Origin of the sequence: Pyramidobacter sp. C12-8, from assembly GCF_002007215.1 — a bacterium.
In the GTDB taxonomy this organism is placed as follows: domain Bacteria; phylum Synergistota; class Synergistia; order Synergistales; family Dethiosulfovibrionaceae; genus Pyramidobacter.
Genome location: NZ_MUHX01000041.1, coordinates 1 through 14959, shown reverse-complemented (window position 1 = coordinate 14959; position 14959 = coordinate 1). Strand labels below are relative to the sequence as shown.

13 protein-coding genes and 1 tRNA gene are annotated in these 14959 nt (G+C 59.1%); 7 read left to right on the top strand and 7 right to left on the bottom strand.

Translation table 11 applies throughout. The features are described 5' to 3' along the window. Window positions 1–191: hypothetical protein (locus B0D78_RS12935; protein WP_205948323.1), on the top strand; the 191-nt coding region annotated here is incomplete at its 5' end. A gap of 171 nt (window positions 192–362) precedes the next feature. On the opposite strand, the gene B0D78_RS11465 is transcribed toward B0D78_RS12935, so the two are convergent. From B0D78_RS11465 to B0D78_RS11455, 3 genes are all read right to left on the bottom strand, one after another. Beyond that, entirely contained in the window at window positions 363–1460 is a 1098-nt protein-coding gene (locus B0D78_RS11465) for an ABC transporter ATP-binding protein (protein WP_078017084.1), read from the bottom strand. Next, on the bottom strand, window positions 1460–3106 hold the full coding sequence (locus B0D78_RS11460; RefSeq protein ID WP_143521864.1) for an ABC transporter permease: 1647 nt from the start codon (window positions 3104–3106) through the stop codon (window positions 1460–1462). Before B0D78_RS11460 ends, B0D78_RS11465 begins: the two co-directional genes overlap by 1 nt. 145 nt (window positions 3107–3251) lie before the next feature. Beyond that, window positions 3252–4238 (bottom strand): ABC transporter substrate-binding protein, encoded by a 987-nt coding sequence (locus B0D78_RS11455; RefSeq protein WP_078017082.1) that lies wholly within the window; start codon window positions 4236–4238, stop codon window positions 3252–3254. A 263-nt stretch (window positions 4239–4501) separates the two neighbouring features. Between B0D78_RS11455 and B0D78_RS11450 the strand changes: the two genes are divergently transcribed. Beyond that, window positions 4502–5464 carry an ABC transporter substrate-binding protein gene (locus B0D78_RS11450; protein WP_078017081.1) on the top strand — a complete coding sequence of 321 codons (963 nt, stop codon included), beginning with the start codon at window positions 4502–4504 and terminating at the stop codon, window positions 5462–5464. A gap of 93 nt (window positions 5465–5557) precedes the next feature. Here the strand turns inward: B0D78_RS11450 and B0D78_RS11445 are convergent, their stop codons facing one another. Together B0D78_RS11445 and B0D78_RS11440 are read right to left on the bottom strand one after the other, a co-directional pair. Further along, window positions 5558–6832, bottom strand: coding sequence for a Glu/Leu/Phe/Val family dehydrogenase (locus tag B0D78_RS11445; RefSeq protein ID WP_078017080.1), 1275 nt, complete (start codon window positions 6830–6832; stop codon window positions 5558–5560). A 439-nt stretch (window positions 6833–7271) separates the two neighbouring features. Further along, window positions 7272–7913 carry a class I SAM-dependent methyltransferase gene (locus B0D78_RS11440; RefSeq protein WP_078017079.1) on the bottom strand — a complete coding sequence of 214 codons (642 nt, stop codon included), beginning with the start codon at window positions 7911–7913 and terminating at the stop codon, window positions 7272–7274. A gap of 229 nt (window positions 7914–8142) precedes the next feature. Here B0D78_RS11440 and B0D78_RS11435 point away from each other — a divergent pair, with 229 nt between their 5' ends. The 4 genes from B0D78_RS11435 (at window position 8143) to recQ (ending at window position 13505) form a co-directional block, all read left to right on the top strand. Continuing rightward, entirely contained in the window at window positions 8143–9453 is a 1311-nt protein-coding gene (locus B0D78_RS11435) for a Na+/H+ antiporter NhaC family protein (protein ID WP_078017078.1), read from the top strand. Window positions 9454–9737: 284 nt separating this feature from the next. After that, entirely contained in the window at window positions 9738–11021 is a 1284-nt protein-coding gene (locus tag B0D78_RS11430; protein WP_078017077.1) for an SLC13 family permease, read from the top strand. 54 nt (window positions 11022–11075) lie between these two features. After that, complete coding sequence (locus B0D78_RS11425) at window positions 11076–11555, top strand: CBS domain-containing protein (RefSeq protein WP_078017076.1); 480 nt, start codon at window positions 11076–11078, stop codon at window positions 11553–11555. A gap of 93 nt (window positions 11556–11648) precedes the next feature. Beyond that, window positions 11649–13505 carry a DNA helicase RecQ gene (recQ, locus tag B0D78_RS11420; protein ID WP_078017075.1) on the top strand — a complete coding sequence of 619 codons (1857 nt, stop codon included), beginning with the start codon at window positions 11649–11651 and terminating at the stop codon, window positions 13503–13505. Between the two features lie 65 nt (window positions 13506–13570). On the opposite strand, the gene rsmA is transcribed toward recQ, so the two are convergent. Continuing rightward, window positions 13571–14380, bottom strand: a complete 810-nt coding sequence (gene rsmA, locus B0D78_RS11415; protein WP_078017074.1) for a 16S rRNA (adenine(1518)-N(6)/adenine(1519)-N(6))-dimethyltransferase RsmA — start codon at window positions 14378–14380, stop codon at window positions 13571–13573. 56 nt (window positions 14381–14436) lie between these two features. Beyond that, window positions 14437–14514, bottom strand: a tRNA-Pro gene (locus B0D78_RS11410). Window positions 14515–14683: 169 nt separating this feature from the next. Here B0D78_RS11410 and B0D78_RS11405 point away from each other — a divergent pair. Beyond that, on the top strand, window positions 14684–14959 hold a 276-nt coding region (locus B0D78_RS11405), incomplete at its 3' end, for a helix-turn-helix domain-containing protein (protein ID WP_143521862.1).

Sequence of the window (14959 nt, the reverse complement as noted above, 5' to 3'; positions counted from 1 at the left end):
AGGGCCCCATGAACAGCGTCTACGTGATGCAGAAGGAGAACGCTCAGCTGCAGGCACAGGTCGCCTCGATGGAGAAGACCAACTCGCGTCAGGCCGAGGAGATCGCGGAGATGAAGGCTTCGCAGAAGGAAATGCAGGAGCGGATGGAGCGCTTGGAGCGTCTGCTTCGCGCTTCGGGCAAAATCAAGTAAAAACGGAAACAAGAACTGACGCGGAGAAGCGGAGAAATGCAAAAGCAAAAAAAATGACGCCGCTTCCGCAGCGGAGAAAAAACTGAAACAGCGAGACGGAAAAGGCGCGACGATCATTGATTTCGATCGCCGCGCCTTTTCCATATAGAGTTTTGTGTTGTGTTTTGCGGTTTACTGGCGGGGAGTGTCGATGATCACGGCGCCGCGAGGATCGAACGAGGCCTGGGCGCTGGCGCCGCCGGCGCAGATCTGGGTGCCGGGCAGGAAGGGAACGGACAGGCTCAGGACGGGGCACGGATCGCCGACCGTCAGTTCGGCGTGATAATCGAGTCGATCGCCCTCGAAGAGGCAGCGCAAGACGCGGATCGGCAGGCTGTTCTCCTGTCCTTCCAGGCTGAGGTTCTCGGGGCGTACGATCAGCAGGGCATCCTTTCCGACCTGCGGCGGGTTCTGTTTGCCGAGTCGCGCCCTGACCCTGCAGCCCGCAATTTCGAAGACGCCCATGTCGCCCTCGGCCGCGGCGAGGACGCCGGGGATCAAGTTGGCCTGGCCGATGAAGTCGGCGACGAACGGCGAGGCCGGATCGGCGTAGATGTCCATAGGTGTGCCGACCTGCTCGATGCGGCCGCGGTTCATAACCATGATGCGGTCCGACATGGTCAGGGCTTCTTTCTGGTCGTGGGTGACGTAGAGACAGGTCAGCCCCAGTTCCTGCTGGATGCGGCGGATCTCCGCGCGCATGTGGATCCGCAGCTTGGCGTCGAGGTTGGAAAGCGGCTCGTCCATCAGCAGCAGTTTGGGACGCAGGACAAGAACGCGCGCCAGCGCCACGCGCTGCTGTTCGCCGCCGGAAAGCTGGTTGGGATAGCGGTCTTCGGCTTTTTCCAGTCCCACGAGCGCCAGCCCTTCGCGCACTTTCTTGGCGATCTCGGTGCGGCCGAGGCCGCGGACTTTGAGCCCGTAGGCGACGTTCTCGAAGATCTTCATGTGCGGGAACAGCGCGTAGTTTTGGAAGACGAAGCCGATGTTGCGCTCGTTGGCCGGCATGGTGGTGATGTCCGCGTCGCCCATGAGGATCTGCCCCGACGTGGGGATCTCAAAGCCGGCGACCATGCGCAGCGTCGTGGTCTTGCCGCAGCCGGACGGGCCGAGGAAGGTCAGAAACTCTCCCGTGGTGACCGAAAGATTAACGTTTTGGACGGCGTGAAATTTTTCTCCGTCCTTCATGAAAACTTTGTTGATATCGTTCAGAGTCAGTGAAACGGACATCAGCGAATTCCTCCTCCCGCATTGCCGGTGCGGCACAGAAGCCGGGCCAGAAGCGCCATCACGCCGCTGGCGATAAAAACAAGCACGATCAGCACGATCGAAAAGGCGCACGCCTGCGCGAACTGAAGTTCGGTCATGCACTCGAGGATACGCGTCGTGATCAGGCTCCAGCGCACGGAGACCAGGAAGATGGTGGCGCTGATCGCCGTCATGGAGTGGATGAACAGATAGCGCATGCCGGCCAGTATGGCGGGGAGCACCAGCGGCAGCGTCACCTTGCGGAACGTCCGCGCCGAGGAAGCCCCCAGACTCGCCGAGGCCTCTTCGATGGACGGGTCGATCTGCTGCAGCGAGGCGACGACGTTGCGGATACCGGCGGAGGAATAGCGGAACACGTAGGAAGCGACAAGGATCGAAACCGTGCCCGTCAGCACCAGCGGCTTGTCGTTGAAGGCGATCACGTAGGCGATGCCGACCACCGTGCCTGGCAGCGCGAAGTTGAGCAGCGAGACCGTCTCCAGCGTCTTATGCCCTTTGACCTTCAGACGTTCTGTGGCGTAGCCGACCAGAACGGCGAGCAGGCCGCCCAGCGGCGTGCCGATGCAGGCGATGATCAGCGTGTCCTTGATGGCCTTGCGCCCGAAGTTGAACACGTAGGCGTAGTTTTCCGACGTCAGCGCGTTGTTGATGCCCCAGACCTTGACGATCGAGCCCCAGAAAATCAGCGCGTAGATGTAGACGACGAAGGTCATTATCGCCGCGATCAGGCCGATGATGCAGGCAGCGGGAAACGGCCCCGGCCCTTTCACGCTGCTGCGGCCGCCGGCCTTGCCCGAGATGGTCACGAAACTTTTTTTGCTCAGCCAGCAGTACTGGAGCGCGTAGACGACGAGCGCGGGCACCAGCAGCACGAAGGAGAGCGCCGCGCCGCCCTTGAGATCGTACATGCCCGTGATCTGCAGATACGCCTGCGTCGGCAGCACGGGAAACGCGTGCCCGGCCAGGACCAGCGGCGTGGCGAAGTCCGCCAGCGAGCAGGCGAAGACGAGCAGAAAGGCGTTCGCCAGCCCCGGCGCCGACAGCGGCAGCGTCACCGTGCGGAAGACCCGCAGCGGCGAAGCCCCCATCGAATAGGCCGCATCCTCCAGATTGGAGTCGATGCGGCTGAGGATCGTCGTCAGCGTCATGAAGGCGACGGGGTAGAACGTGAGCGTTTCCGAGAGGAACGTGCCCCAGAAGCCGTAGAAGTTGAAGTTTTCGAGCCCGAGCAGCTTGATCAGAAGGCCGTTCGGCCCCAGAGAGAGTGTCAGCGCGATGCTGCTGGTAAAAGGCGGCGAGATCAGCGGCAGCATGGAAATAATGGAGAGCAGCCATTTGAACCAGCCCGGCAGAGAAAGGCGCGTCACCGCGTAAGCGAAAACAAAGCCCAAGACCGTGCCGGAAACGGCCACGCAGCCGCCCAGCAGCAAGCTGTTGATCAGCGCCTGCCGGTCGTACCAATTGGTGAGGACCGGCGCGAGATTGGCAAGGGTGAATCTGCCGTCGACCCAGAACGCGATCCACAGCAGACGAAGAGCCGGATAGACCACGAAAATCCCCAGAGCGATCCAGAGCGCGGCGATCACGGCCCGAGTGGCGGGATCCAAACGGGGGCGAGTAGAAAGACTGTGCGTCAAAGTTTTTCACCTGCTTCAGTCGAAATATCACGTACGGGCTGCGTCCGATGGAGCGGCAGCCTGCCGGACCGTCAAAAAAAGGGGCTCCGCGAGGAGCCCCGGATAAATTGCCGCGCTACTTGATGACCTCGTTCTTCCAGCGCTCCACGAACTCGTCGCGCTTGGCGCCCTTCCATGCCACGTCGGTCTCGACAAGGTTGATCGCGTTCAGATCGAGCAGAGGGTTGTCGGTTGTGACGTCGGTGCGGGTGGGAACGTAGTTGATCTTGTTGGCGACGATGAAATCGGCAAAGCTCTTGCTGACCATCCAGTCGGCGAACTTCTTGGCGTCCTCGAGGTTCTTGGCTCCGTGCACGACGCCGCAGCCTTCGATGCCGTAGGACACGCCATCCTTGGGATAGCTGATCACCACGGGGTAGCCCTGCTGCTGGATGTCGAGCGCGTCGACGATGTAGAAAATGCCGGAAGCGCACTGACCGGTCGCGATCGGCATGGCGCCGCCCGCGCCGCTCTTCGTGTACATCTGGATGTTGGCGTGCAGCTTCTTCTGATACTTGAAAGCTTCGTCTTCGCCCATGATCTTCACCAGCGAGAAAATACGCTCCGTCGCCGTGCCGGACGTGCGGGCGTCGGCCATCTGCAGACCGTTCTTGTATCTGGGATCGAGCAGATCGTTCCAGGTCGCGGGAGCCTGCATCTCGTTCTTCTTGAGGAAATCCTCGTTCGTCAGGAAGCACAGCGGGATGATGCCGATGCCCGTCCAGTAGCCGTCCGCGCTGCGGAACTTGGCCGGGATCGCCTCGACGCCCTGAGGCAGGTACTTCTCGAAGACGCCCTGCGTGACGATCGCTTCATAGGTATCGGCCGGTCCGCCGATCAGCACGTCGACCTGAGGATTGTTCTTCTCGGCTTCGAGGCGCGTCTTGGCCTCGCCGGAAGACAGACGCAGGAAATTGACGTGGATCCCCGTCTCCTGCTCGAACGCCTGAGTCACCTTGGAAACGTACTTCTCCGGCATGATCGAGTAGGCGTTGATCTCCGCCGCGCTTGCGGGCAGAGCCGTCAGCCCCAACAACAGAACGAGTGCAGCAAACTTTTTCATCACCGAAACATCCTTTCTGAAATGATTGAGATGAGACGCCAGATGGAACGTAAACATTATAGCGCAGATAGTCAGTGATTCCAAGTGAGATCCAACAGATAAAAATGACCGGAAAACCGAAAAAGGGCGAAGGGGAATCGTTCGTTGGCGCTGTTGCAATTTTTACCTTTGTGAGCGAAAATCCTGTATGGGCAACGCGCACCTAAGCGCAGTCGAAATTTGTGCAATCACAGTTTAAATTATATTTTTAAGGAGGAGTTTCCATGGGATTGTTTTCTGTGGCGAAGCGTCTTGCGTTCATCGGGATCTGTTCGTTAGCGCTGAATGTCGGCGGCTTGAGGACGGCGAGTTTGGCCCGCACGGTCGAGTCGATGAACTTCACCTACGTGCAGTCGCCGCTGAACGTGCCTTCCATCGTCGAGAAAGCGCGGGGCAGCTTTGCCTCGTACTTCAAAGAACTGGGCCTGCCGGTGAACTACGCCAACCTGACCGCCGGACCGCAGCAGACGGCGGCCCTCGCTTCCGGCGACCTGCAGATCCTCAACGCCGTCGGCGGCACCTCGGTCATCCTGGCGGCGGCCAACGGCGCCGACGTCAAGATCATCAGCATGTACAGCCGTTCGCCCAAGGCGTTCATGCTGTTCTCCAACGACGCGGCCATCGATTCGCCGGCGGCGCTGAAGGGCAAGACCGTCGCCGGTCCCAAAGGCACCAATTTGCATGAATTGCTGGTCGCATACCTCAAAACCGGCGGCCTGACCATCGACGACGTCAAATTCGTCAACATGGGGATCCCCGCGGCGCTGGCCGCCCTCGAAGGCGGCACGATCGACGCGGCGCTGCAGGCCGGCCCCAGCGCCTACAACTGCATGAAGTCGGGCAAACATCTGATCACCGACGGCGACGAACTGATCGCGGCACTCATCGCCACGGCCACCAGCCAGAAATTCTACGACGAGAACAAAGAGTTGGTCGAAACGTTCGAGAGGGCGCAGCGCTCGGTCCTGCAGTTCATCGCCGAAAATCACGATGAAGCCATGAAGATGACGGCCGAGGCGACCGGCCTGAGCGTGGAAGCCGTGGAGGAAATGTTCCCCATGTACGATTTCGCCATGGACGTCTCCGAAAAAGACGTCGAAGACCTGAAGAAAACGGAACAGTTTCTGCTCGACAACGGCATGATCGACAAGGAGATCGACGTGAAGACGCTTTTCTTGAAGCGCTGAGGCAATGATAAGCAACAAAAAAGGACTGCTTTTCAGCAGTCCTTTTTTGTTGCTTCGGTATAGTGATAACTCACGACGGAGGAACCGTAAAACCTAGAGATACACTCCGCGCATTTCCGTGGCGTCGGCGACGCGTTTGATGGCGGCCAGGAACGCCGCGCGGCGCATCTTCACGTTGTGCGTCTGAGCGTAGTCCCAGACCTTCTTGAAATTGTCCTTCATGATGCTCAGCAGACGGTTGTTGTAGTCCTCTTCGGACCAGAAGAAACCGCCGAGATCCTGGCACCACTCGAAGTAGGATCCGATCACGCCGCCGGAGTTGGCGAGGAAGTCGGGAACGACGAGGATGCCTTTCTGATCGAGGATCTTGTCGCCTTCGGGCGTGGTGGGGCCGTTCGCGCCTTCGACGATGTACTTGGCCTTGATGTCGCCGGCGTTCTTCTCGGTGATGACGCCTTCCAGCGCGCAGGGCAGGAAGATGTCGCAATCGCACGTCTGGATGGAATCGATCATCGTGACGCCCGGTTCCTTGTCAAGACCCGTCAGGAGTTTCTTGGGGTTGGAAGCGATCAGTTTGAACGCCTTGGCGATGTCGATGCCGTTCTCATTGTAGTAAACGCCGGTGATGTCGCTGATGGCGACGACCTTGGCGCCGGCTTCGGCGAGGGTCTTGGCGGCGAAGGACCCGACGTTGCCGAATCCCATCACGGCGCACTTCATGCCCTTGATGTCCTTGCCGAGGGCCTTCATGAATTCGATGGCGCAGGTGGCGACGCCAAGGCCGGTGGCCGCGTTGCGGCCCTTGGAACCCCAGAGGGGAATGGGCTTGCCGGTGAAGATCGCCGGTTCGAGACGACCGCGCATGCGGCTGATGGTGTCCATGAACCAGGTCATGACCTGACCGTTGGTGTTCACGTCGGGCGCGGGAACGTCCGTCCAGGCGCCGACGACCGGTTCGATGCGGGCCGCATAGGTGCGGCTCAGGCGCTCGAGCTCCTTCTTGGAGAGCTTCAGCGCGTCGACGCGCACGCCGCCCTTGCCGCCGCCGTAAGGGATGCCGGCCAGCGAGCACTTCCACGTCATCATGAAAGCGAGAGCTTCGCACTCGTCAAGGCACACGTCCTGATGGAAACGCACGCCGCCCTTGGCGGGGCCGACGGCGCTGTTGTGAGCGACGCGGAAACCTTCGAAGACCTTGATGGAACCGTCGTCCATTTCAACGGGGACGGAGACGCAGGTCTTGCGCTCGGAATGGGCGAGGATGTCGGTGATCCCCTCGTCAAGCCCCATTTCCTCAGCTGCGCCGTAGAAGTTCTCGAGTGCCGTGCGAAGGAGTACATTGTCAGACTTACGTTTTACCAAAGCCATAGCAAAACACCTCCTGAGATTTAGCGGTAAAATACCGCTTCAAACCGAACACATGCTACATCAATCACAATTTTATTTTAACACTCTTTCCTGGTGAGTCCAGTGCGTTTATGTGTATACATGTCTTGCTCATAAGTTATGAATATTGACTGTCACTGTAATTATTGATGTTTGCTGATTTTAGATGAAAAATAACTATATATTATCCAGCTTTTTGCTTTGCGACGATAAATATTTATAAAGCCTTTAATATATCTTTGAGCGGCGCACGTGAATGATCTCAGGAGGAATTTCGAAGCGTTCGTTCTGTCTCGGCTCAGAAAAGCCGGGCGAATGCGAGGCATTCGTCCGGCCAGAGAAACGATTTTTTGAATTGTGCGCGGCGGGAGCAAGGCGAGCGCACAAAATGGCAGAGCACCGCACCGTCGGGCAGGAGCGGTCATTGCGAAAGATTATGGCGTTCACTGAGCCTGTGCGCGAAAAAAAGCGCCGCCTTTTCCTCGGCGCGGTTTTGCGGCGTGTGGCAATCGTAGACGAACGCCGGCGGGATGTTGCGGAGCACGAACGAGATTCTGACCGATTCGAAAAGATGACAGAAAAGACGGTGCATTTGTCGGGAATATTGATAGGCGATGAATTGGCCGCTGGGTTTTAAGCATGTCACCACGCCCTGGAGGATTTTGCCGGAAACTTCTCTTGGGAGCGTTGTCCAGGGAAGGCTGGAAATGATCACGTCCAGCGAACGTGGCCTGATGACCTGCGCGAGGTCGCAGGCATCTGGGAACACGGCGATCTTAAATCTGTTTTCGATTTTTTCGCGCAGTTTCCGGTCCAGTTCGAAGACGGAAAGACAGGCATCGGGAGAGATTTTCCTGAGGAGCGCTTCCGTGACAACTCCGGTGCCGGCGCCGAGTTCGGCAACGTCGGTCACTGCGGCCCAGTCCGTGAGTTTGAGCATCTCCTGAACGAGAAAGTGAGAACTGGGCGCGACGCTGCCGATCTGTCCCGGCTGCGCGATAAAACGGCGCAGGAAAAGCAGGGTGCTCCAGCGGGGGAGCAGGGGAATCGGTTCTTTATCCATGAAGGGGCCTCCGAATTGTCGTGAAGGGATGAACGAGGCGTTGAAGTCGTTCCGTAAAATGTGAATAATATTGTATCATAGATCCGCGGGCTGCATGAGGCGGAATGTCGGCAGCGCCGCGCGGCGTTAAGAAAAGCGCGGGCTTAAGTATAAAACAGTTGACACTCCCCGTGGCAATTTTTAGAATCAGACTCTTCAGTGATCGAGTCGTTATTACAGAGGTGCTGGGATGGATCTTGTCGTAGCGTTCGTCTTTTTCGCAGGAGCGATGGCGGTGGGGCTCGGCTGTCGTCTGCCCATGTTCTGGGCGATGACCGTCGGCTATTTCGCTTTTGTCGCCGTGGGGCTGCATCGGGGGTACCGTCTTGGCGTCCTGTTGAAAATGTCATGGCCGGGCGCGAAGAATTCTCTGATCGTCATTCGCGTTTTGCTGTTGATCGGCATGTTGACGGGGCTGTGGCGTTCGGCGGGGACTTTCGCTTTCCTGGTAACGTGGGGAATGCGCCTGATCAGGCCTTCGTTGTTTATCCTCGCCGCCTATGCGCTTTCCTGCGGATTGTCCTACGCGATCGGCACCTCGTTCGGCGTCGCCGGCACTCTCGGCGTCGCCCTGATGGCTTTGGCCCGCGGCGGCGGGGCCAACGAGCTGATCACCGCAGGGGCCATCATGTCCGGCATCTACTTTGGCGATCGCTGTTCGCCGGTATCGTCCTGCGCAAATCTTGTCGCGTCGTTGACGGGAACCGAGCTTTACGACAATATCAGGCTGATGATGAAAACGTCTCTGACGGCGGTCGGGTGTTCGTGTCTGTTCTATTATCTTCTTTCTCTGGCTTACCCGATGCCACGCGCCGACAGCGGCATGATCCTGTCGTTGGAGAAGAGTTTCAATTTGACGCCGTGGGTGATCGTTCCCGCGGTCATCATGTTTGTGATGCCACTGCTGAAAGTGCGGCCGCTTTATGCGTTTCTTGCCAGCATCGCGTGTGCCTGGGGCTGCACGGTGTGTTTTCAGCACGCTTCCTGGAGCGGTTCGCTTCGATATGCCGCCTTTGGGTTCTCCGCCGAGCCCGGCTCTGCGGCGGCGCTGTTCAACGGCGGCGGGCTGAGTTCCATGCTCGACATGTGCGCCGTCCTGTTTATTTCCGGGACCTATTCGGGGATTTTCGACGGCACGCACATGCTCGACGGCCTTCAGGGGCGCCTTGTCGGCTTTATGCGCCGAACGAGTCCTTTTGCCGCGTTGACGCTGGTCGGCGTTATTGCCAACGGGATTTTCTGCAATCAGACGATCGGCATCATGATGACGACTCAAATGATGAAAAGCCCTTATGAACGCGCGGGGCTCAGTCGCGCGGAGCTGGCGCAGGACATTGCCAACTCGACGGTGGTGACGGCGGGGCTGATCCCGTGGTGTATCGCCTGTTCCGTGCCGCTGGCGATGCTGGGAGTCCCGGCGCGGGCTCTTCCGTATGCCGCGTACCTCTATTTGCTCCCTCTTTCCTATGCGCTGATGAAAAGGATCTGGTTCAAAAGCTGATCGCTCCGAAGAACGGGAATGGCCGAAGAAGCCGTTCTCGTTCTGTTTTTATGACTGTCGGTACGCTTTTGCCGTTCGCATCGGGGCGTTTGCGTACGCACGATGAATTCAAGGGGCTGGCTTGTAACTTGCAATGTGTTGTTTATGTGCTATTTGCCTTGCGTTTTTTTGGGGTTGAGCTATACTGCGCTATGCAATCCAAACGTAATGTTCCCCGGAGCGGCGAAACCGGCCGAGGGGGAAAAACGCCTTGGCATTATCATTTCGCTCAGGAGGCATGATACATGGACATCAGAGCTTGGGCGGCGCTATCCATCTTTGTCGGCGTCATCGCCGCGATCGCCAGCGGCAAGGTGAAGTCGACGACCGCCACGCTGCTGGGCGCCTCGGTGATGGCGCTGAGCGGCCTTCTTTCCGGCGATCAAATCGTCGCGGCGATCGACCACAACACGGTCGGTCTGCTCGTGGGCATGATGATCGTCGTGGGGATTCTGTCGAAGTGCGGCGTGTTCCAGTATATCGCCGTCAAGGCCGTGAAGGTGACCGGCGGCCGGGGGCGCCTGATCCTCTGGTCGATCTCGTTCATCACGGTGATCCTTTCGGCGTTTCTCGACAACGTCACGACGATCCTGCTGGTGACGCCGGTTGTATTGTCGCTCTGCGATCTGATCGGCCTCAAACCGCTTCCGTTTCTGATGGTGGAGAGCTTTGCCTCGACCATCGGCGGCACGGGGACGCTGATCGGCGATCCGCCCAACATGATCATCGGCTCCATCGCCGGACTCTCGTTCAATGACTTCATCAGAGTGATGACGCCTGTCGCCCTGGGTGTCTGGGCGGCCGTCACGCTGTATATGGAGCGCCGCTACCGCGCCGAGCTGAGCGCCGTGGACGCCGAGGCGACGGCCCGCCTGAACCAGGTCGACGAGTCGAAGCTGATCACCGACCGGCGGCTGATGACCAAGGCGCTGATCGTCATCTCCTTCGTCCTGGCCGCGTTCGTGCTGCAGAAGCAGATCGACGTCGAGCCCTCGGTTTCGGCCCTGACGGCCGCGGCCGTGCTTCTGATCATCACCGGCATCGACGACGCGGCGATCATCCGCGACGAAGTGGGCTGGACGACGATCATTTACTTCGTCTCGCTTTTCGTCATGGGCGGCGGGCTGCGCGCTACCGGCGTGATCACCGCCATAGCGCACGGCATCGCGTCGCTTTTCTCCGACTCGCCGCTGCTGATGGCGCTGGGGATCCTTTGGGTCTCGGGCATTGCCTGCATCTTCATCAACAGCGCGGCCTTTGCGGCGATCTTCGTCTACGTCGTCGCGGAAATCGCTTCGGCGACCGGCATGCCGGCGACGCCGCTGTACTGGGCGCTGGCTTTGGGCGCCTGTCTCGGGGGCAACGGCAGCTATCTGGGGGCGGCCGCCAATGCGGTGATGGCCGATCTGGCCGTGAAAAACAACGTCGGCATTTCCTTCGGGTATTTCATGAAGATCGGTCTGCGCGTCGTGTTGATCTCTCTGTTCATTTCTTCCGCGGCGGTGTACGTGATCTGCAAATTGTCGTAGAATCATGGTGCGGGGAACACCATTCAAAATCGATCGTTAAAGGGGCTGAGTATCGTGAAAATCGGCGAGTTGATGGACCGCGACCTCACGGCGCTGCACGAGGAGAACACCGTGGCGGAAGCGATCGAAACGCTTTTGCGGCATCACATGACAGGGCTCCCGGTGCTCGACGAGGATTGTCATGTCCTCGGTTTCGTCAGCGAAGAGGACATCATCAAATCCGCGCTGCCGGATTATGTCTCCAAGCTGCCCTCTTCGGCGTTCCTTCCCGATTACGGGCAGTTCTCCGCGCGTCTGGCCGCGGCCGGCGCAAAGCTGGTGAAAGACATCATGCACCGCGGCTGCGTCGCCTTCGATGTTGACGAGACGGATTTCGTCGTCGCGGCGGAAATGATCCGCAGGCACATCAAGGTCGCTCCCGTCCTCAAAGACGGCGTGATGGAAGGCTATATCAGCCGCGCCTACCTGATCAAGAGGATGATGCGCGCGGCGAACCCCGGAAGCGACGTGGGAGTTTTAGACGATCAGCACTGAATGCGAAAAGGGGAGGCCCGCGACGGGCCTCCCCTTTTTCATATCTGGTGTAGAATAGGCGTGAAGACCATTTGAAGCGGAGGCGGAAAAACGGTGGACGAAAAGCTGAAAATCCTGAAACGGTACTTTGGCTACTCTTCCTTTCGCCCCGGCCAGGAAAAAACGATCGACGCGCTGATCGGCGGGCGGGACACTTTCGCCGTGATGCCGACCGGCGCGGGAAAGTCCATCTGCTACCAGATCCCGGCGCTTCTGGGGCGCGGCGTCTCGCTGGTCGTCTCACCGCTGGTGTCGCTGATGAAAGACCAGGTCATGTCTCTCGTACAGATGGGAGTCAAGGCCGCTTATATCAACAGCTCGCTGACGCCGGCGCAGATCCGCGTCGTCCTCGGTCGGGCGGCTGCCGGGCAGTACAAGATCATCTACGTCGCTCCCGAGCGTTTGCTGACGGGTGGCTTTCTGCAGTTCGCGCGGAGCGCGCCGCTCGATTACGTGACGGTCGACGAGGCGCACTGCGTCTCCAAATGGGGGCAGGATTTCCGACCCAGTTATCTGGACGTGAAGGCGTTTATTTCCGAACTGCCGAAACGTCCTGTGCTCGGCGCCTTTACGGCCACGGCGACGGCGGAAGTCAGGGAAGACGTCGTCGACCTGCTGGGGTTGGAACGCCCGTACAAAGTGGTGACGGGATTCGACCGGAAGAATCTCTTTTACGAAGTGCGCCATCCGTCCGAGCGCCGGGCGGAGCTGCTGCGCATCGTCAAGGACTTTTCCGGGCGCAGCGGGATTGTGTACTGCGCCACGCGGAAGAACGTGGACGAAATATGCGAGATGCTTCGGGACCGAAACATTCCCGCCGCGCGCTACCACGCCGGGCTCGACGACGCCGAGCGCTCGCGCAGCCAGGACGACTTCATCAACGACCGCGTCGGCGTCATGGTAGCGACGAACGCCTTCGGCATGGGCATCGACAAGTCGAACGTTTCCTACGTCGTCCACTACAACATGCCCGGCGACATGGAAAGTTACTATCAGGAAGCGGGTCGGGCCGGCCGCGACGGCGAACCGGCACGGTGCATCCTGCTCTACGGCGCGCAGGACGTGCGCACGCAGCTTTTCTTCATCGAACACATGGGCGAAAATTCCGCGCCGGGCGACCGGAACCAGAGCGAACTGCAGGAATTGGCGCGACTCCGTCTGAAAGGCATGATCGATTACTGCTTTACTTCCGGCTGTCTGCGCGCCTATATTCTGAAGTACTTCGGCGAAGAGCCGCCGTCGCGCTGCGACAACTGCGGCAACTGCCAGAGAGTTCTCGAACAGGTCGACGTCACGATCGACGCGCAGAAGATCCTCTCCTGCGTGAAGCGCGCCCATGAAGCCTGGGGCGTCAAAGTCATCATGGACGTGCTGCGCGGCAGCAAAGCGGCCAAACTGCACGAGAACGGCCTCGACGGGCTGACGACGTACGGCATCATGGCGGACGTTTCCGAGCGGCGTCTGCGCGACATTATCTTCTATTTGATGCAGGAAAAATATCTGGCCAGTTCCGGGGGCCAGTATCCGCGGCTGATCCTGGGCGAACGGGCCGCGGAAGTGCTGCGCGACCGCAGAAATATCGCGGCGCCGCTGCCGCAGATCGAGAGCCGGGCCGCCCGCAGCGAAAAGAAGAAGCGCATGCAGGCGCAGATGACATCCGCTTCTCAGCCGGAACTTTACGAGCGGCTCAAGTCGCTGCGCTTCGAGATCGCCCGCGCCAAAGGCGTGCCCGCCTTTATGGTGTTCACGAACGCCGCGCTGACCGACATGAGCGAAAAAATGCCGCGGAGCATCGACGAATTCCTCGAAGTTTCCGGCGTCGGCGAGCGCAAGGCCGCGGAGTACGGCGAACGCTTCGTCGCCGCCATCGAAGCCTGGCTGAACGAACGGCGGCCGTCCGCGGAAAAATAAGGAGCCGATAACGAACAGGACGCGCGATGATCCCGGATCATCGCGCGTCTTCGTATGTACGGGCTTCAATTTTCGGCCGCTGCAAATTCCTGGAAAAGGGCGCGCCATTGGGGCGCGGTCAGCTCTTCGGCCCTGGCCGCGAGGCCGATCCCGGCCGCCGCAAAAATTGCGGGGAGCCTGCTTTTGTCGCAGCCGGCGGCCGCAAGATTGTTGACGAGCTTTTTGCGGCGCTGGGCAAAAGCCGCAGCCAGAAGTCGCCGCCACAGAGGGGAAGCGGCGAGGTCGAAGTTTTTTGTAAGAGCGATTGAGATGAGCGCCGACCAGACTTTGGGCGGCGGATTGAAAGAGCCGGGCGAGACTTTCATGAGCGTCCTGACCGCGCCCATCTGTTCCAGCGTGATCCCGAGCGGCGACCGCCCTTTTGTTGCCGGAGGCGCGTTCAGGCGGTCGGCGGCTTCTTTTTGCACCAGAAGGATCAGCCGTTCCAGGCGGTTCGGCCCCAGCTCGGCGAGGATTTTCCAGATCAGGTCGGTCGTGATGTTGTAGGGGATGTTGGCCAGGACCTTGGTGGGAAGCGGGGAAAGCTGCCTTAAATCGACGGACAGCGCGTCGCCCCAGGAAATCTTGAAACGGTCGGGGTGCCTGGTCCGGAGCGGTTCCAGCCACGGCGCGAGCCGCCGGTCGATCTCCAGCGCGTGCACGAAGCGGCAGGAGCTTTGCAAAAGCTCCCGGGTGAGCGCTCCCTGCCCCGGGCCGACTTCGAGAACGACGTCCGCGGGATTGAGCGCGCCCGCTTCGAGGCAGCGGCGCGCGACTGCGGGATTGTTGAGGAAATTCTGCCCAAGGCTGATTTTGTTGTTGAAAGTGTGTGTCATGGTCGAATCCCGGATTATGAAAAAAGCGGATGCCGGAGGCATCCGCTGGAAATTTCTGGTCGGGACGAGAGGATTCGAACCTCCGACCACCTGAACCCCATTCAGGTACGCTAGCCAGGCTGCGCTACGTCCCGTTTAAGACATTGGGCATTATAGCCCTGCGGTGAAGAAGTGTCAAGCGCCAATTTGAAAAGTTGCGCGATTTGCCGAATCTTGAAATTCTTCAAGGTAAATGCAACCCAACATCCGGTACCCCGTTGCATTAAATCTGAATTAAAAGAAGCTTGCATTTAGTCTGAATTGATGAAAGACCTTTCTTACGAGACAACAGATCTCGGAAAGGAGTTCATCATCATGAACAAACATTTGACTCTGGCTGAAAGAAAAGCCATTGAAAGCGCCCTCAACCGGCGAGAATCTCTCAGAAGTATTGCCTCAACAGTTCTGAAGTCGCCGAGTACGATCTCCAGAGAGATCAGAAAACATGCAGAGACTGTCTTCAAAGGCTGTTATGGCCGGACAGTAAACTGCTGCCTTCACCGGTATGACTGCTCCGTTACTTCCCTTTGTAACACCTCT